At 66.0% G+C, this 18,050-nt stretch carries 15 protein-coding genes, 1 tRNA gene and 1 pseudogene; 9 read left to right on the top strand and 8 right to left on the bottom strand.

Features of this window, described 5'->3' with window-relative positions:
• The 7 genes and pseudogenes from WU80_RS13720 to WU80_RS13750 all read left to right on the top strand — a co-directional run.
• Nucleotides 1-367, top strand: a pseudogene (locus WU80_RS13720) (galactose-1-epimerase); the annotation flags it as partial.
• A gap of 354 nt (nt 368-721) precedes the next feature.
• A complete protein-coding gene (locus WU80_RS13725; RefSeq protein WP_055405121.1) occupies nt 722-2,323 on the top strand; it encodes a GMC oxidoreductase in 1,602 nt (533 codons plus the stop codon).
• Nucleotides 2,324-2,363: 40 nt separating this feature from the next.
• Complete coding sequence (locus tag WU80_RS13730) at nt 2,364-4,235, top strand: glycoside hydrolase family 15 protein (RefSeq protein ID WP_055405122.1); 1,872 nt, start codon at nt 2,364-2,366, stop codon at nt 4,233-4,235.
• Between the two features lie 84 nt (nt 4,236-4,319).
• Nucleotides 4,320-7,682 (top strand): SIR2 family protein, encoded by a 3,363-nt coding sequence (locus tag WU80_RS13735; protein WP_197281318.1) that lies wholly within the window; start codon nt 4,320-4,322, stop codon nt 7,680-7,682.
• A gap of 602 nt (nt 7,683-8,284) precedes the next feature.
• Nucleotides 8,285-8,875, top strand: a complete 591-nt coding sequence (locus tag WU80_RS13740) for a glycohydrolase toxin TNT-related protein (protein ID WP_055405124.1) — start codon at nt 8,285-8,287, stop codon at nt 8,873-8,875.
• Between the two features lie 11 nt (nt 8,876-8,886).
• Complete coding sequence (locus WU80_RS13745; protein ID WP_197281319.1) at nt 8,887-9,540, top strand: Imm61 family immunity protein; 654 nt, start codon at nt 8,887-8,889, stop codon at nt 9,538-9,540.
• A 131-nt stretch (nt 9,541-9,671) separates the two neighbouring features.
• Nucleotides 9,672-10,286 (top strand): site-specific integrase, encoded by a 615-nt coding sequence (locus tag WU80_RS13750; protein ID WP_055405126.1) that lies wholly within the window; start codon nt 9,672-9,674, stop codon nt 10,284-10,286.
• 6 nt (nt 10,287-10,292) lie between these two features.
• Here the strand turns inward: WU80_RS13750 and WU80_RS13755 are convergent, their stop codons facing one another.
• Both WU80_RS13755 and WU80_RS13760 read right to left on the bottom strand, forming a co-directional pair.
• A complete protein-coding gene (locus tag WU80_RS13755; RefSeq protein ID WP_055405127.1) occupies nt 10,293-10,475 on the bottom strand; it encodes a hypothetical protein in 183 nt (60 codons plus the stop codon).
• A gap of 188 nt (nt 10,476-10,663) precedes the next feature.
• Nucleotides 10,664-10,737 (bottom strand) — tRNA-Pro (locus tag WU80_RS13760).
• A gap of 415 nt (nt 10,738-11,152) precedes the next feature.
• Between WU80_RS13760 and WU80_RS13765 the strand changes: the two genes are divergently transcribed.
• Both WU80_RS13765 and WU80_RS13770 read left to right on the top strand, forming a co-directional pair.
• The gene (locus WU80_RS13765) at nt 11,153-11,854 is read left to right on the top strand and encodes a sensor domain-containing protein (RefSeq protein ID WP_055405128.1); all 702 of its coding nucleotides are present in this window, start codon (nt 11,153-11,155) and stop codon (nt 11,852-11,854) included.
• Between the two features lie 19 nt (nt 11,855-11,873).
• On the top strand, nt 11,874-12,707 hold the full coding sequence (locus WU80_RS13770) for a sensor domain-containing protein (protein ID WP_082459982.1): 834 nt from the start codon (nt 11,874-11,876) through the stop codon (nt 12,705-12,707).
• 145 nt (nt 12,708-12,852) lie between these two features.
• Here the strand turns inward: WU80_RS13770 and der are convergent, their stop codons facing one another.
• Genes der through WU80_RS13800 form a run of 6 tightly spaced genes read right to left on the bottom strand, consistent with a single transcriptional unit; the run spans nt 12,853 to nt 18,034 of the window.
• Nucleotides 12,853-14,253, bottom strand: coding sequence for a ribosome biogenesis GTPase Der (gene der, locus WU80_RS13775; protein WP_055405773.1), 1,401 nt, complete (start codon nt 14,251-14,253; stop codon nt 12,853-12,855).
• A complete protein-coding gene (cmk, locus tag WU80_RS13780; RefSeq protein WP_055404441.1) occupies nt 14,250-14,924 on the bottom strand; it encodes a (d)CMP kinase in 675 nt (224 codons plus the stop codon). Before cmk ends, der begins: the two co-directional genes overlap by 4 nt.
• A complete protein-coding gene (locus WU80_RS13785; protein ID WP_055404439.1) occupies nt 14,921-15,664 on the bottom strand; it encodes a pseudouridine synthase in 744 nt (247 codons plus the stop codon). The genes cmk and WU80_RS13785 overlap by 4 nt, the downstream gene beginning before the upstream one ends.
• The gene (gene scpB / locus WU80_RS13790) at nt 15,664-16,359 is read right to left on the bottom strand and encodes an SMC-Scp complex subunit ScpB (RefSeq protein WP_055404437.1); all 696 of its coding nucleotides are present in this window, start codon (nt 16,357-16,359) and stop codon (nt 15,664-15,666) included. Before scpB ends, WU80_RS13785 begins: the two co-directional genes overlap by 1 nt.
• A complete protein-coding gene (locus tag WU80_RS13795) occupies nt 16,359-17,174 on the bottom strand; it encodes a segregation/condensation protein A (RefSeq protein WP_055404435.1) in 816 nt (271 codons plus the stop codon). The genes scpB and WU80_RS13795 overlap by 1 nt, the downstream gene beginning before the upstream one ends.
• Complete coding sequence (locus tag WU80_RS13800; protein WP_055404433.1) at nt 17,171-18,034, bottom strand: ParA family protein; 864 nt, start codon at nt 18,032-18,034, stop codon at nt 17,171-17,173. Before WU80_RS13800 ends, WU80_RS13795 begins: the two co-directional genes overlap by 4 nt.
• Nucleotides 18,035-18,050: the final 16 nt, after the last annotated feature.

Below are 18,050 nucleotides of genomic sequence, written 5' to 3' on the forward strand. Positions count from 1 at the left end.
ACCGACCGCGATCGGCGCGCGTATCACCGCCAATGACCCGCAGCTGTTGCTGGCCCACGGTTACGACCACAACTGGGTGATCAACCGCGACGACAACGCCGGACTGGTGCAAGCGGCCAAGGCCGAGGACCCGCGGACGGGGCGCACGCTGACCACAACCGAGCCAGCTGTGCAGTTCTACACGCCCAACTTCATCGAAAGGGGCGTTCACAGGCACCAGCGGGCACATCTACCGGCAGGGCGCGGCATTCCCCATCGAGACACAGCACTACCCCGATTCGCCGAACAACCGAACTTCCCGACCACCGCACTCAACCCGGGCCAGACCTATGAATCAACAGCGGTTTTCGCCTTCGGCACGCGGTGACCGATTAGCGAAGGCGAAAACGCTGGTGTCCGGCCGCGTCATCTATCGGTTCGCGTTGCGGCGATTGGCTGATCTATCGGCCCTAACGTGCGCTGGGGTTTCCCAGCCTGGCGCCGTTTTGCATTTGATCAAAGTGTTGTCTCTGAAGCGCATGCCGTTGCGGGTCTTGTTGAATGAGAGGTCTTTGGGCTGATCCGGCGGGATTAGGCCGTGCTTTGCGCCGCAAAGTCCGCTTAGGACGGACGGCACTCGGACAACGGTACGTCGAGAATTCCTAGGTACGCGACGCGAAGGTGTCTTACGCTCCTTTACACGCAGTGGCGATTCCCGAGGCTCAAGCCTGAAGGGGGCGACATGACCGATGAATCGGTCCTTGAGGCAGACGTTCTGGTAGTGGGATCCGGCCCGATCGGCGCCACCTTCGCGCGCACGTTGGTCGAAGCTGGGCGAAAGGTGATCGTCATCGATGCGGGGGCGCAGCATTCGGCGCGTCCCGGGGAGCACCTGAAGAACGCATTCGTCTACCAGCGGGACTTGGATCGTTTCACTCCCATCGTGCAGGGCCTTCTGAATCCGGTGTCGGTCGCCCCGGTGGGAGCGCGCCGCACAGTCATCGATCCACTGTCATTCCGAGCCGGCCGTTCGATCCGAAGTGCGCACAATCCCCGTCAAGACCCCGACAAGAACCTCGAAGCCGCAGCCGTCTCCTACGGTGTGGGCGGAATGTTCACCCACTGGACGAACAACACCCCCCGTCAGCACCCCACGATGGAGCGCCTGGACTTTATCGACGACGCGGAGTGGGATGTCCTATACGGAAGCGCCGAAGCGTTGCTCAACACAAATTCGGACGTATTCGATGGTTCCGTCCGTCACGCGGCGGTGATCGATGCGCTCAGCAAGCATTACCCGGGCCTCCCGAAAGGTTTCGGCCCTCAGAGCCTGCCGACGGCGGGTGAACGCAGCACCGTCAACGACGAGTTCGTCCACTTCACCGGCACCGACACCATCCTTGGGCCGCTCGCCGATGACCCAAACGCGCACGGAGCCGGGCGTTTTCGGATTCTCGAGCAACACCGCTGTACCACCTTGGTGCATAAGAACGGCCGGGTGGACCACGCAGTTGTCGAGGATTTGATCCGGTGGCGGACCTTACGCATTCACGTCGATCTGGTGGTGGTGGCCGGTGGCGCTGTCCTCACACCGCAATTGTTGTGGGCCTCCGGCGTTCGCCCAACCGCGCTCGGCCGGTATCTCACCGAGCACCCGATGGCCTTCACCCAGGTTGTACTGCGTGAGGACCTCGTGCAAAGCCTGTGGTCGCGCCTGTCGGCTGAACAACGGGATGCTCTAGAGGCGGAAAAGGACCCGGTGCCGATTCCCATGCATGATCCGCCCCCGATGGTGTGGATTCCGGTATCCGACGGCCGGCCCTGGCATTGCCAGATTCACCGCGACTCCTTCCAATATGGGGCGCTGCCGCCCGATATAGATGACCGTCTCGTAGTGGATCTGCGCTGGTTCGGCATGGTCGAACCAAATGTTAACAATCGGGTATGGTTCGAGGACGACCTCCGCGACAAGTTCGGAATGCCCCGGCCCACCTTCGAGTTCACCCTCGGCGACGCCGACCGGCGACGGGCGCACGCCATGATGAGCGACATGCTTGAGGCGGCTCAGGCGCTCGGCGGCTTCCTCGTCGGGGCGGAACCCCGCTTTCTTCCGCCAGGAAGCTCACTGCACCTGGAGGGCACCAGCCGCATGGGGCCCAAGGACGACGACACCTCGGTCGTCGATCCGTACTCCAGGGTGTGGGGTTTTGACAACCTCTATCTGGGCGGAAATGGGCTGCTGCCCACTGCCAACGCCTGCAACCCTACGCTGACCAGTGTGGCGCTGGCCATTCGCGCAGTCCATCACATAATCGGCACTCCCGTCCCGGCACCGCCGTCGTGATCACCGCTGCCGGGCACAGGGCTCTCGCTGAAGGATCGGAATGACTGGGAGCGCATTCCCCCCTATCGCCGAACTCGCATTCTTGGCCGATACCGAAACCTGCGCCCTGGTCGCGCCAGGCGGCAACATCGAGTGGCTTTGTCTACCCCGACCGGATAGCCCCAGCGTGTTCGGTTCACTACTGGGCCGCAACGCGGGCGGCTGCCGACTTGGCCCGGCCGACGCGGCGGTGCCGACCGCGCGCCGTTACCTACCGGGCACACTCGTGCTCGAGACCACTTGGCATACCTCCACCGGGTGGCTGACGGTCGTCGACGCGCTTATTGTCGGGCCGTGGGTCGAGGCAGAGCGCGCACCGGATTACAAGCGCGCCCCCCGCGACAATCGCGCCAGCCACATCCTCGTTCGGCTGGCTCGATGCACCCACGGCAGGGTGGACGTCGAAGCCGTGTGCGAACCCGTGTTTAGCTACGGGACAGTCGATGCCGTGTGGGCCTGGTATGGACTGGGCTACCACGAAGCCGTCACCAAAGCCGCAGAGAGTCAACCGAAGTTGCAGGTGCGCAGCGATCTTCGGCTTGGGATCGAGGATCGGCGACTCGAGGCGCGCCACACCCTTTATGCAGGAGAACAGACCTTCCTCTCGGTGGCTTGGGAGAACGCGAATGGTCCGTCCAACGCAGCGCAGGCGGATGCTCTGATCCAGGCCACAGACTGCTATTGGCGCGAGTGGCTTGGCCACGGAACGTTTCCCGATCACCCATGGCGATCTCATCTCCAGCGCTCCGCTCTCACGCTGAAGGGACTTACGTACGCCCCGACCGGGGCGATGCTAGCAGCGGCGACGACCTCGCTGCCCGAATCGCCTGGAGGCAACCGGAATTGGGACTATCGGTATAGCTGGATCCGCGACTCCACATTCATGTTGTGGAGCCTCTACACGCTAGGGCTCGAGCGGGAAGCTGACGACTTTTTCGCCTTCGTCGCCGATGCCGCGGAACAAGGTGACCTCCAAGTGCTTTACGGGATCGCCGGCGAGCGCGAACTCGAAGAGCACGAAATCAACCTACCGGGATACGAAGGGGCCCAGCCGGTTCGGGTAGGAAACGCGGCATATTGCCAACGTCAGCACGATGTCTGGGGCGCGATCGCGGATTCGGTGTGGCTCCACTTCAAGGATTGCGACGACCATCTGTCCGCGCGCATCTGGGGCCTCCTTGTTCCGCAAGTGGATGCCGCGCTGGCGAACTGGAAAGAGCCTGACCGCGGCATCTGGGAAGTCCGCGGCGAACCTAAACATTTCACCTCTTCGAAGTTGATGTGCTGGGTGGCAGCCGACCGAGGCGCTAGATTGGCTGAGCGACAAAGCGATTCGGTTCGGGCCGCACGATGGGCGAAAGCCGCGAAAGAAATCAAGGCCGATATCTGCAAACACGGCGTGGATCACCGCAACGTCTTCACTCAGTATTACGGCTCCGAAGAACTCGACGCGTCGCTGCTGCTGATGCCACTGGTTCGCTTCCTTCCACGAAACGACAAGCGAGTGCGCGCGACGGTCGACGCCATCGCGGACGAACTCACTGACCAGGGCTTGGTGCTTCGCTACCGCGTCGAAACGACCGACGACGGACTCGACCGCCAGGACGAATCAACTTTCACCATCTGTTCTTTCTGGCTGGCATCCGCGTTCGCCGAACTTGGGGATAGCGAGCGGGCGCGGTCGCTGTGCGAGAAGCTCTTGGCCTTCGCTGGGCCACTCGGCTTGTATGCCGAGGAGATCAACCCGACGACCGGTCGCCACTACGGCAACTTCCCGCAGGCCTTCACGCACCTGGCCCTCATCAACGCGCTGACCAAAGTCATCAACTATGACATGGACCGGCCGCAGCATTTCGTTCCTATCCGGTCGTGAGAGGTACGGGAGGCCGTAATGACGGTAAGTGAAACACCCGATAACCCGATGACTCCAATGGATCCGAGCGCCTACCTTAGTGCATTGCCGCAAGACCAGGCGGAGAAGTTGCGTGCGGTGAATGCGCCCGGACTCAACGACTTGCGCCGGTATCTTGCCGAGGGTAAGGCAGTGGCCTTCCTTGGCGCGGGCGCATCCACGCCGATATATCCGCTCTGGGGTACTGTAATCGGGCAGCTGATCGACGCTGCGGTGGAACGAGGATTGCCAACGGGAGCGGCCGAAACATGCCGTCAATTGGCCGATAAACAACCGGACGCCGCGGTCGAGGTGCTGCGCCGGCGCCTGGGTCTTGCTCAATACCGGTCGGCATTGAGCAAGACGTTCAAGGTGCGTACGGACCCGGAATCAAACCGGACCTGGACACCTATCCAGGAGTTGGTGTGCCGGTGCGCGTTTAAGGCGGTCGTGACCACGAACTACGACCCGGGGATCGTAGACGCTCGGATGCGGGTACGAACGTCCGCGTCAGCAACAGGGTTCACTTCCTGGAACGACGAACTCCCACTGGATGATTGGTATACCGGTGACGTTTTCGATAAGCACGAGTTGCCTGTATTATTCGCACACGGCCACCACAACGAGCCCGACGCAATGGTGCTTGCCACCACCGATTTCCGACGCGCATACGCGGGCAGCAAGCTAGCGGATGTCTTGCAGCAAATGATGCGGACCGGACATCTGGTCTGGATCGGGTTTAGCTTCGCCGACCAACGCATCAACGCAGTGCTGCGGGAGGTCGCCGAACACGCTGGCACACGGACGGAGCCGGGTGCCGCACCGCGGCATGTAGCGATAATGTCTTGGGATCCGGGACGCGGGCACGACCCGGAGACACTGCGCGATATAGCGGAGATCAGCTACCTCAGCGAGCTGGTGCTTTACCCGGCACCTAACCACGACCACAGCGCCCTCCAAAAGCTGCTTGCGACGGTCACCGACAACCAATACCGGCCGGCGGAACCGCTTGCCATCGCGTCGACTCCGACACCGACCGGCAAAACGACGACTGTGTCGAAGCCGAGCACTCGGGGTCCGCTCGCGAGCCCGGCGCGGAAGATGGAGGTGCGGTGGGTGCATGGAGAGGAGCGGGCGCGCTCTTTCACGGGCCGGGCCGAGGAGTTGGCGCGACTGGATCGGTGGGCCGCCGACCCCTCAGTGCGGTTGGTGGGCGTAACCGCATGGGGTGGGGCCGGGAAAACCGCTCTGGTTACACATTGGCTGCAGGAAGCCGGCGGCGCCACCCGCCGCTCCGGAATATGGGGTCTGTTCGGGTGGAGCTTTTTCGCCGATCCGTCTGCCGATCACTGGGCCCGGGCGCTCCTGAAATGGGCTCCCCACCAGGATGCGGTAGAACCGAGCGAAAATTTGGCCGCAGCCGTGGTGGCCGCGGCATCTGCTGTCCCGATGGTGTTAGTGCTCGATGGACTCGAAATAGCGCAGGAAGGACCGGGCAGCGACACATACGGCCGACTCCTCGATGGCACCCTACGGGAGGTCCTTACCACACTATGTCGCGTCGAGCACAACTCGTTGGTTGTGCTGACCAGCCGATTTCCCTTTGCTGACCTGCAGGGCTTCGACGGCAGCTCGGCGCGGATGCTCGACGTGCCCCCATTCACGCCAACCGAGGGCGCAGCGCTCCTCGCCACAACGAATCCCGATGCGCTCGATGACGAGCAGCGTCGCCGACTTGTGGCAGAGGTCGACGGCCACGCACTGGCCCTCACCACTATCGCCGCCATGCTCAGTGAGCGCGCCGGCGCGGCCACCACCGCTAACGACTTGTTCAACCAACTCGCCAGCTCAAGAACCACCGAGTCGAAGGTGGCCCAAGTCCTCAACTTCTATGCGGAACAACTCAGCGAGGCCGACCGGTACCTGGTCGCCGCTGTGTCTCTGTTTGTCCACCCGGTCACCGCCGAACAACTGCTCACCGTCACCGCGCACGAGACATTCGGGGAGCTACTGACCGACTGGGACAAAACACGGGTGCAGGAAGCGGTTCAGGGACCGCTCGCCGGACTACTGACTTGGCATCCAGACGCCACCATCACCGCCCATCCCCTCGTCCGCCAAACCTTCCGGCCTCTCGCGATCGGCGCGGCGCGGACCGCTGTGGATATCACACTTACCGAGACTTACTCCGGCCCTGCCAGTGACCGCGCTCAGGCACAACTTCTCGTCGAGGCCGTCGAGTTACTTATCGACGCCGACCAGTGGGGCGCCGCCCACGACCTGTACGTTGCGCGCACGCGCCACCACTGGGTGTGGTACGACCTGCCCGCGGTGCGGCTCGGGCAACGCGCCACCACCGCTTTTGTCGCCAACCCCGCCCGACGCGACGCATGCCGGGCCCACCTCGGCGACTCCCTTCTGCTCGAGTACCTGGGAATGACCGGGGTATTTGCCATGTATGCGGGCGACGTAGCCACCGGCGTCGACTTTCTTAACGACACAATCCATTTCGAAGCGGAGATCACTCCGACAGACCTATCAATCTGGTTGCAGAGCCTGGCCGCATGTTTGGCCCGACAAGGTCAGGTGAAGGCGGCGGAGCGAGCGGCCACGGATGCGCTCACGCATGCCAAAACCGCCAACGACGCTGAGCAGATCAGCGATTCGCACGCGTGGCTTGCGTGGGTAGCCGGCATGGGTGGAAACACCGGCAAGGCTGAACGGCATTTCCTGGATGCCTGCCGCACCGAAGCTGCCAACCACCACAGCACCGACCAAATCTCCCCGGTCGCAGCGATTCGGTGGGGTGAGTTCTTGGCCAGGACCCGCCGGAGCGGCCCGGCGCGCCGGCTTACCGGCCGCATCCGCGATCTGAGCCAACGCTTGAACAGAGGATTGGACGTTGCCCGCTGCAGCGTGTTGATGGCCCGTCTGGACCTCGCCGAAGGCGACCTAATCAGCGCCGCAGACCACCTCAGCGCCGCGGTGCAAACCTTCCGCGACGGCGACGTCATGATCGAACTGGCGGATGCGTTGACGGCCGCCGCCGACCATGCACGCCAAACCGGGGATCTCGTCCTGGCAAACGACCACGTGACCGAGGCGCTTGCTATCGCTGCAGCAGGCGGGCTAATCCCAATCCAGGTAGCGGCGCAAACCATGCGCGCCCACATTGCGGTAAATTCCTTCGCCGCCAGCCCCGACCCAAAACATCTCCATTTTGGACGTGATGCCGCCGACATGGCCCTACACCTCTCCACCGGCGCCCACTCCCTGCCGTGGCACGAACTCGGCGCCCTGCGCGCGCGCGCCCTACTCGACGAAGCAGAAGGCGTCAATGACGGATGGGACACGCGGGCCGAGCAACTCGAAAACAAACTGATACCTGAAGGGCTCGACCCCGACCCCATTGGCGACCAGACCACCTAGAGTTCGTCCTTCCCCAGACGAACGCGAAGTCGCGCAACAAGTGCGGCGCGCCGGTGGCGACTGCCACGACACCGGACGAGTACAAGCAAGTCACTATGCTGTTCGCCGGAGTAATGCATTCGATGCAAGTTGCCCGATGCTTCGGCGTTCCCGGTCCAGGTCCCGCTTGGCGTGGCGTCGCCAGGCGCTCCGGCATGGTGACTGACGGTACTGCCGACTATTTTGGGGCGCTGGCCTGGCCGTATCGTGATTTCCGCTTCAGCCCGACTTAGACGACAGATCAGCTACGAGGTCGCCTCGGTACCTTATGCTGGACGGGCTCGACCGTCCAGGACCGCCGGACAAAGCGTGCACCACCGAGGAGCACCCATTGACCATCAACACGCACACGATGGCAGTAAATCCCAGGGGCAGGCGCTCGGCGGTGGCGACCGCTGACGCGAAATGGGCCAGCCGACCGACTCTTGGGCGTGTCCTGAGCATGCCGCAACAACCCGGTACCTGACGTGGCAGCGCTTCCGCATCCGCGCGGTTGGGCACACCTGCATTCAGCGGCGCCTTCGGGTCCCGGTTGGGTGCGGGCGAAAGATGACCCCCCCAGATTGGACGAACCTCCCCACGGTACCCCGCGCCTGGATTGGGATCCGGGCCACGACCCTTTCGACGAGACGCGCGTCGATCCCATTGCGGACACGCTGCGCTGTGACCGGACTGCCCCGTACGGCCGCGCACCCGGCGGGGCGGCATACAGCGAGCGGGATTACGCAGAGCGGTTTCACAAGCTGGGCCCCAAGGGCGAACACGCCGTAGCCTGGCCGCCCAACCAGGGCGCGGTCATGCGTACCAAGGTGGACTACACCGACGACATACAATTTGTTCACGAATTCGGCCAAATGATGGATCGTTTCGGACCACCGAGTGGCGCGTTTATGGCGTTGATTTATGAGGGACCGGAGGGGAACCGAATCCCCGCCTCCTATGAAGCACGTGCCATCCACTATGACTCGCTATACGGGAAGCCTCTCACGTATACGCTGGTACCGGGCAACCTGCCCCTGGGGTGGAAGATTCGTGTTATGGACACAGCGCCCGCATTGGGTCAGCCCGGCCGCTGGGTGAGCCTGGTATTCCTCACGGAAATTGACGAAGAACTGAGCATCGACGAACTGATTGACGCCGAGGTCCTGCAATGACAGGTGGCGCCATGGCTGGTGGCCTTGAGGTCTCTAGCGACCTCCGGGAATGGGCATCGGACGCTCGCTATTCTCTAACTCCGTCCGATCAGTATGGTCGAGCAGTTTTTTCGACCAGTAACAGTGAGATCCGCTACTTCATTGGTGCGGGCAATGACGGTCGGTTCCGTGTCACCCGCTCAAACCGGATGGGGCCGGAACAACTGGAACTCGCTGCACCTTCGTTGTTGACAATAGAGACGTTTCTCTACGGATCTTTCGGCTCGGACATTAGGTATTACAGCGACCTGGCGCAGGCGAAGCTGGCCGAACCCCTACCTGACGGCTTCAGGGTCGGTTCGCTTGCCGACGAGGGTCAGGACCACCTCGCGCGGTTCGTCGCCGCGAATCGGGACTACCTCGCGCAGCTCGGTGAACCAGATCAGGATTACGTTGCGCGGTACAGCGACACAAATCGGGACTACCTGGTGCTGATTGCTCCCGACGGTGATAGGACGGCGGTCGACTGTTCCGGAAGGTTCCTGGCCGAAATCCGCCTCACCCGTCTGGCCGTATATCTGCGCTATGGCGTCGAGGAGATCAAGGCCTCGTTTCTGAATCCCAGTGGCGGGCAACTCCTCACCGTCAGCGACGGCGAGGGAGAAGGCACCGCCGCACCCTCCTGATCCGGTTCGCGCCCGAAAGCTGAATCGGCGCGTGCTTTTCCGCGCAGACGGGCATGTCCGAAATGGGTGTCCGCACGCTGCGCCAAAGTGCCACGGTGACCTGGCTGGAGTGCTAGGCAAACCTCAAGGCGGTGACCGTCCTCCTCGGTTACTCTTCCATCGCGGTCCTCAAGGCCGCTGAGGACTCCCGCTACCACCCCGCGCTGGTGCTGATCGCGGCGACCGGTCTGCGCAAGGGCGAGGCGCTGGGCCTGGCCTGGGACCGCGTGGACCTGGACGCCGGGCTGCTGAAGGTCACCGCCACACTGGGTCGCATCGGTGACCGGCTGGTGATCCGCGAACCCAAGACCGAGCGGTCCCGGCGGACCGTCCCGCTCCGCGCCGCGGTGGTGGCGATGCTCCGCAAGCACCGGGCCGCCCAGCTCGAAGAGCGCATGGCCGCGGCGAACGTGTGGAAAGACTCGGGTCTGGTGTTCTGCACCGAGCAGGGTGGGCCGGTCGACCCGCGCAATCTGCTGCGGGTCATCGAGGTCGCGGCCAAGGCGGCAGGCGTCGCCGACGTCGGAGTGCACACCCTGCGACATAGCGCGGCCGTCGCCTGGCTGGAAGCGGGCGTGCACATCAAGGCGGTCGCTGACCTGCTTGGGCATTCATCGATCGCGATCACCGGCGACGTGTACGGACACACCAGCGACGACACCGCCAGGGCCGCGATCGACGGCCTGGCGGGTCGCCTCGGACTCTGAACCTAGCTACTGGGTCAGCGCACCCCACCAGGGCTGCGGTTCCGGCCCGGTCTCGGCGGCGATGATCGACTGCCGCTGCACCGGATCGTGCCATCGAGTCACATCCACCAGGAATTCGGTGCCGTCGTTGATCTGAACCGCGACTGTTCCGTCGCCGAGGTAGCGGCGCTTGACGTTGACGTTGCCCATTTAGGGCCTCCCTTCTCGATCGGGGAGCGACTCTTTCACTCCCTCATCTCTTAAGGGGTGGAGCCAGGCCATTTCACACTTCCGGTCGTACGACCAACTTCAAACACGTGATCCTGGTCGGGGTACGGGCTGGGGTGCGGCCCATTCTTGACTGGCCGATTGCGGTCAAAAACCGCCTCTCACCTGCGTCGGGCTGACAGGATTTGAACCTGCGACCACTTGACCCCCAGTCAAGTGCGCTACCAAACTGCGCCACAGCCCGGATGCCGCCCGAATCGGCGGCAGCAGGTCGAAAGCCTACCGCAGACGGCCCGCAACTCGGCGAAGCGGCCTCCGCCCGACCCGGCGATCGGGCGGGCCGAGAAACCGTAAACGCCAGTCCCCGTCGGGATCTAGACTCCTGTGCACGAACGCAGGCGGGCCGCTGTGCTCGCTGACCAACTCCGGGGGGACGACCGCAATGATGGCGAACGGTGCGGCGCGTGGCAGGTAACGAGCCGCCGCCGAATCCGGGCAATTCCCTGCCGCCTGGCGCCTATCACGTCGGCCCGCCCGGCGCTCCCTATGCGCCGGGGCAACCTCCATGGAGCGGCTACCAGCCGGGGCCCGTCGGCCCGCCGCCTCCGTGGCCGCCAAGCCCGCAGCCAGCCCCAGCACCCGGCGCCAAACGATGGTTGATGGTCACGACGGCCATTTTCGCGGTCGCCTCGACCGTGTTGGGCATCATCCTCATCAGCCGTGTGATGACCTCGGATGCATCGGCGTCGTCACACCGCGAGCCGCCCGGGCTGTCGGTGCCCACGACACCGGGGCTGGTTCACCCGGAAGACCTGAAGAATCTTCTGTTGACTCCGGCCGAGGCCGGCGACATCCTGCACATCCAGGGAATGACGCTCTACCAGAGCAACAACGGCCTGTTCATGGATACCGCCGACCCGCCCGACTGCGCCGGCATCTGGGCCCCGGGCATGGCGCAGGTCTATCGCGACACCCGCTTCATCGACGCGCAGTCGGCCGAACTGCACGGGCCGGGTGACGTGTACGTGAAGTTGACCCTGCAGTCGCTGGTGGCCTTTCCGACCGCGAAAGACGCCGGCGCCGTCTTCGAGGACCTCACGAAGAAGTGGGATCACTGCGCTCGAACCGACGTTTTGGTGAACCGCCACGAGGGCGGCACCATCGCCGTCGGCGACCCTCGGGTCGTCGACAACACGCTGCTCGTCTCCTGGGACAAGAGCGGCGGGACCGGGTGGGGCTGCCAGCGCGCCTTAATGCCGCGCAGCAACGTCGTGATCGACATGAGGGTGTGCGATTACGGCGGCAGCACTCGAGCCCCCGAACTCGTCAACAAAGTCGCCTCCCGGATCCCCACCTCGTGAACAGCCCCGGAGGTAAGCCATGAGCGCTCCAGGCGACTGGGGCAGCGGCCCGGGAGGCAGGCCACCGGCAGGCCCGGGTTACGCGCCACCGTTTGGGTACCAGAACCCTCCCGGACACCCGCCGTTCTGGCCGAACCCGGCGCCGGCCCCTGGCCGCTCCGGTGGGTCGCTCGCGCGGTGGTGGTGGCTGACGGGCGCCGCCGCGGCGCTGACGGTCGGGCTGGTGATCGCGGTCATCGTGTACCAGCCGGCCCAGTCGGGCGGCGGCACCGTGGCCGCCTCCGCACTCCCGGACGTCCTGCTGAGCGCGGACGAAGCCGCCCATGCCGTGGGCGCCGAAAGATTGTCCGGCGAACCGGTTCAAGACAAGCTGGCCGACACCCCCATCGTCGACGAGGACTGCGTCGGTGTGCTGAAAGCCGCCGAGCAGAAGGCGTACGGGACGACCGGTTCGACTGCGGTTCGGACCCAGGAGCTCGGCGACGGTGATGCCAAGGGATGGCGATTGATTCAAGCCGTCGTGTCCTTCCCGGACGCGCAATCCGCGAACAACTTCGTCGGCAATGCCGCAACGGACTGGCAGAGGTGCGCAAATCGCGAGCTCAACACCCGAAACGTCAACAACGATGATCCCCGCAACGTGTTTTGGAAGACGGGATCGGTGTCGCGGGCCGGGGGCATCCTCGCGATGGACATGGTTCAAGAGGCCCAGGGCTGGAACTGCCAGCGCGCCCTCAGCGCCCGGAACAACGTCGTCATCGACCTTGATCTCTGCGGACGAAACGTGTCGGGATCGGCGGTGCCACAATTCGTGAACGCCGTCGACAAGAAAATCGACGCCCGGAGCTCGTAGCCGGCCCGTGGCGCCGCCCGCTTCGCGGGATCAGTGTGAATCCTGGGCGTTGAGTGTGCGCTCAGGGCGGGAAGAACGCCAGATTGCCGCCGTGGGTGCACACGCAAAGCCCTGGGCGCACACTCAGGGCCAAGAGCCCGAAAGCTCAGCGCCGCTTGGCTCCTCGCTTCTCGCGCACCCGCACGTTGATCCGGATCGGCGAACCCTCGAAGCCGAAGGCCTCCCGCAGCCGCCGCTCCAGGAAACGCCGGTAGCCGGCCTCCAGGAATCCGGTCGTGAATAGCACGAACGTCGGGGGGCGGGCGGTCGCCTGGGTGGCGAACAGGATCCGCGGCTGCTTGCCCCCGCGCACGGGCGGCGGCGTCGCGGCCACCACCTCCTTGAGCCAGGCGTTCAGTGGCCCCGTCGGGATGCGCGTGTCCCACGACGCCAGGGCCGTCTCCATCGCGGGCACCAGCTTCTGCACGGCGCGGCCCGTCCGCGCGGAGATGTTGACGCGCTGCGCCCACCGCAGCTGCACCAGCTCGCGGTCGATCTCGCGCTCCAGCAGCTCGCGCCGATCCTCGTCCACCAGGTCCCACTTGTTGAAGGCCAGCACCAGCGCCCGGCCGGCCTCGATCACCATCGACAGCACCCGCTGGTCCTGTTCGGTCAGCGGCTCGGAGGCGTCGATCAGCACGACCACCACCTCGGCCGCGTCGATCGCCGAGTGGGTGCGCACCGAGGCGTAGAACTCATGCCCGCTGGCCTGGCCGACCTTGCGCCGCAGGCCCGCGGTGTCGACGAAGCGCCACACCTTGCCGCCCAACTCGATCAGCGAGTCCACTGGGTCGACGGTGGTGCCCGCGACGTCGTGCACCACCGAACGTTCATCTCCCGCAAGCTTGTTCAGCAGCGAGCTCTTGCCCACGTTGGGCTTGCCCACCAGCGCCACGCGTCGCGGGCCGCCCGGCGCGGGCGCCGCCTCGGACACCTCGGGCAGCGCGGCCAGCACCTCGTCGAGCAGGTCGGCGACGCCGCGACCGTGGATCGCGCTGACCGCGTGCGGCTCACCGAGGCCCAGCGACCACAACGCGGCCGCGTCCGCCTCGCCCTTCTCGCTGTCAACCTTGTTGGCGGCCAGGAAAACCGGCTTGCCCGAGCGCAACAGGATCCGCGCGGCCGCCTCGTCGGCCGCGGTGGCGCCGACGGTCGCGTCGACCACCAGGATCACCGCGTCGGCGGTGCGCATGGCCACCGACGCCTGTTCGGCCACCAGCTGCTGCAGGCCCTTCGCGTCGGGCTCCCATCCCCCGGTGTCCTGCACCACGAACCGGCGGCCCGTCCACAGCGCGTCGTAGGACACCCTGTCGCGGGTCACGCCGGGAACGTCCTGCACCACCGCCTCGCGCCGGCCCAGGATCCGGTTCACCAACGTCGACTTGCCGACGTTGGGCCGACCGACCACCGCGACGACGGGTGCGGGGCCGGGCTCCGCCGCCTCATCAACGTCGAAACCGACCGAATCCCAATCACTTTCGTCGGACCACGTGCCGTCGGACGTCACCGCACCGCCCCGTTCCGCTGCCGGACCAGCTCCAACAGGTGGTCGATCACCTGCGGCTCGGTCATCTCGCTGGTGTCGACGACCACCGCGTCCGCCGCGGCGCGCAGCGGCGACACCGCCCGGGTGGAATCCAGATGGTCGCGCCGCCGGACGTCGGCCAGCACGGCGTCGTAGTCGTCGGCCAGACCGCCCGCGACGTTCTGATCGTTGCGGCGCCGAGCGCGGGTCTCGGCCGACGCCGTCAGGAAGATCTTCACCGGCGCGTCCGGCAGGACGACGGTCCCGATGTCGCGGCCCTCCACGACGACGCTGCCGGGTCCCTCGGCCATCTCGCGCTGCAGCCCGACCAGGCGGGCGCGCACGGCGGGCACCGACGACACCGCCGAGACCGCGCGGGTCACCTCGTCGCCGCGGATCTCTATCGAAACATCCTCTCCGGCAAGGAAATACCGGTCGCCGTCCACCGAAAGCCGGGCGGTCGACCCGATCCGACCGACGGCCTCGGCGTCCGCGGGATCGACGCCCGCGCGCAGCACGGCCAGCGTCACCATCCGGTACATCGCCCCGGTGTCCAGGTAACGGGCACCCAGGGCGCGCGCCAATCCCCTTGACACCGAGGACTTCCCGGTCCCGGCGGGCCCGTCGATGGCCACCACCACGTCGGAGGTCACAGGCCCACCGCCTGATACAACTGCCCGACCTCGTGATGCCCCAGGGCCCGGATGCTGCCGGGCCGTTGCTTGCCCAGCGACACGGGCCCGATGTCGGTGCGCACCAGCGCCTCCACCGGGAAGCCGGCGGCGCCCAACAGCCGCCGCACGATCCGGTTGCGGCCCTCGTGCAGCACCACCCGCACCAGCGTCTTGCCCGGAATGGCGTCCACCACCGCGAAATCGTCGACCCGAGCGGGGCCGTCGTGCAAGTCGATGCCCGCCTTGAGCCGCTTGCCCAGCCCGCGCGGCACCGACCCCGTCACCGTCGCCAGGTAGGTCTTGGGCACCTCGTGGGAGGGGTGCATCAACCGGTGCGCCAGCTCGCCGTCGTTGGTCAGCAGGATCAGTCCCTCGGTGTCGGCGTCCAACCGCCCGACGTGAAAGAGGTTCTTGTTGCCGCGAACCCGGCGTTCCACCAGATCGCCGATGCACGGTCGGCCGCGGTCGTCCGACATGGTCGAGTGCATGCCCCGCGGCTTGTTGAGCGCCAGGTACACCATCGACTCGTCGAGCACGACGCGGGCACCGTCGACGCGGATCACCGAGGCGTCGGGATCCACCCGGGTTCCGAGCTCGGTCACCACCTGACCGTCGACCTCGACGCGGCCGTCGATGATCAACTTCTCGGCGGCGCGCCGCGACGCAATTCCGGCCTGGGACAACACCTTCTGCAGGCGGATCCCTTCGGTCTCGACCATCAATCCTGGTCCACGTCGAACGTCAGCGCCTGATCGGGCGCCTGGCCGCCCGCGAGCTTGATGAAACGCGGCTCGCTGTCCAGGGATTCGCTCAGGTCCTCGATCGTGTCGACGTCGGGCAGCAGCGGGGCGATGTCGGGCAGGTCGGCCAGCGACGTCAGCCCCAAACGCTCCAGGAACAGGTCGGTGGTGGCGAACGTCGTGGCGCCGGTGTCATCGTCGACCCCTGCTTCGGTGATCAGGCCACGCGCCAACAGCGTGCGCATGACGGCGTCCACGTTGACGCCGCGGACCGCGCTGACCCGCGCGCGGGTCACCGGCTGGCGGTAGGCCACCACGGCAAGGGTTTCCAGCGCGGCCCTGGTCAGCTTGGACCGCGCGCCGTCCAGCAGGAGCTTCTCGACGTACGGCGCGAACCGGGCGCGGGTGTACATCCGCCAGCCCTCGCTGTTCTGGCGCAGATCGATGCCGCTGTCGCGCTCGGTGAGTTCCTCGGCCATCTGCTGCAGCCGCGCGGCGACCCGGTAGACGGGTTGCTCGGTGGCCGCGGCCAGCGCCTCGGCGGTGACGGGGGTGTCGACAACCAGCATCAGCGCCTCCAGCACGGAGCCGAGTTCCTCGGGCTCCATCGGCGCGGCCTCGGCGATGTCCGGGATACCGACGTCCAAGTCGACGTCGGGCTCAGATTCGCTCATCATTCGTCCCGCACTTCTACCAAGGCTTCGCTGACCGGACGTTCCCCGGTCCAGGAAATCTGGAGCACGCCGAGCGGCTCCGACTGGTCGAATGCTACCGCCCGGCTGCGATACAGCTCGAGCAGCGCCAGGAAGCGCCCGACCACCTCCATCGGCGCCTCGCAGTCCGCGACCAGCTCGGAGAACGTGGCCCACTCGCCGCTGCCGCGCGATTCGAGGATCGCCAGCAGCTTCTTGGCCTGCTCGGGCACCGAGACCGCAACCTCGTGCAGGTGGCCGATCGCCACCGTCGGCACCGGACGCGGGCTGAACGCGATCGCGGCGATCTGGGCGAACCGCTCGGCGTCGACGCCCAGCATCACCTCGGGCAGCAGCTCGGTGAACCGCTCCTCCAGCGACACCGCGCGCGGGTAGCTGCGCAGCGCGGTCGCCTCCAGCTCGGCGAACATCTCGGCGACGTGTTTGAAGGCGCGGTACTGCAGCAGCCGGGCGAACAGCAGGTCGCGCACTTCGAGCAGCGCGAGGTCCTCGTCGTCGTCGACCTGCCCGGCCGGCAGCAGCCGCGCGGCCTTGAGGTCGAGCAGCGTCGCGGCGACCACCAGGAACGCGGTGGTCTCCTCCAGGTCCAGCTGCGAGCCGATCTCGCGGGTGTAGGCGATGAAGTCGTCGGTGACCTGGTGCAGCGCCACCTCGGTGACGTCCAGGCGGTGGGCGAAGATCAGCTGGAGCAGCAGATCGAACGGCCCCTCGAAGTTGGTCAGGCGGACTTGAAAGCCGTTCTTGGGTGGCGCCTCACCGTTCGCGCTGGCCGTCACGCGCCGAATCGGTCGATGAACTCGCGGGCCAGCGCGCGGTACGCGACGGCGCCCGTCGAGCGCGGGGCCCAGGTGGTGATGGGCTCGCCGGCCACGCTGGTCTCCGGGAAGCGGACGGTGCGGGTGATGACGGTGTCGAACACCAGGTCGCCGAACCGCTCCACCACGCGGGCCATCACCTCGCGCGAGTTGACCGTGCGCGGGTCGTACCGGGTCAGCAGGATCCCGCTGATCTCCAGCTTCGGGTTGAGCCGGTCGCGCACCTTGTCGACGGTGTCGGTCAGCAGCGCCAGCCCGCGCAGCGAGAAGAACTCGCACTCGGTGGGGATCACCACACCGTCGGCGCACGCCAGCCCGTTGACGGTCAGCAGCCCCAACGACGGCTGGCAGTCGATCAGGACATAGTCGTAGCGGTCCAGCACCGGGTGCAGGGCGCGGCCCAGCGTCTGCTCGCGGCCGACCTCGTTGACGAGCTGGATCTCGGCGGCGGACAGGTCGATGTTGCTGGGCACCAGGTCCATGTGCTTGACGCGGGTCTGCAGCAGCACGTCGTCGATCGACACCCGCGGCTCGACCAGCACGTTGTGAATGGTCTTCTCCAGCTCGTAATGCGGGACGCCGAGCCCCGCGGACAGCGCGCCCTGCGGGTCCATGTCCACCAGCAACACCCGCCGGCCGTATTCGGCGAGCGCGGCGCCCAGGTTGATGGTCGATGTGGTCTTCCCGACGCCGCCCTTCTGGTTGCACATCGCGACGACCTTCGCCGGGCCGTGCGAGGTGCGCGGCTGCGGTTCCGGGATCGCCCGCGGCGGCCGCCCGGTCAGACCGAGCTCGACGCCGCTGTCCGGCTGCTCGGTCATGGCGAGGGTGTTCGGG

It is taken from the genome of Mycobacterium sp. UM_11 (assembly GCF_001414075.1).
Classification (GTDB): Bacteria; Actinomycetota; Actinomycetes; order Mycobacteriales; family Mycobacteriaceae; genus Mycobacterium.

Coding starts and splice junctions, on each gene's coding strand:
- WU80_RS13730 (WP_055405122.1), top strand. CDS start 2,364: ATGACTGGGAGCGCATTCCCCCCTATCGCCGAACTCGCATTCTTGGCC.
- scpB (WP_055404437.1), bottom strand. CDS start 16,359: ATGAGCGAATCTGAGCCCGACGTCGACTTGGACGTCGGTATCCCGGAC.
- WU80_RS13770 (WP_082459982.1), top strand. CDS start 11,874: ATGAGCGCTCCAGGCGACTGGGGCAGCGGCCCGGGAGGCAGGCCACCG.
- WU80_RS13725 (WP_055405121.1), top strand. CDS start 722: ATGACCGATGAATCGGTCCTTGAGGCAGACGTTCTGGTAGTGGGATCC.
- WU80_RS13765 (WP_055405128.1), top strand. CDS start 11,153: ATGGTCACGACGGCCATTTTCGCGGTCGCCTCGACCGTGTTGGGCATC.
- WU80_RS13800 (WP_055404433.1), bottom strand. CDS start 18,034: ATGACCGAGCAGCCGGACAGCGGCGTCGAGCTCGGTCTGACCGGGCGG.
- WU80_RS13785 (WP_055404439.1), bottom strand. CDS start 15,664: ATGGTCGAGACCGAAGGGATCCGCCTGCAGAAGGTGTTGTCCCAGGCC.
- WU80_RS13745 (WP_197281319.1), top strand. CDS start 8,887: ATGGCTGGTGGCCTTGAGGTCTCTAGCGACCTCCGGGAATGGGCATCG.
- WU80_RS13755 (WP_055405127.1), bottom strand. CDS start 10,475: ATGGGCAACGTCAACGTCAAGCGCCGCTACCTCGGCGACGGAACAGTC.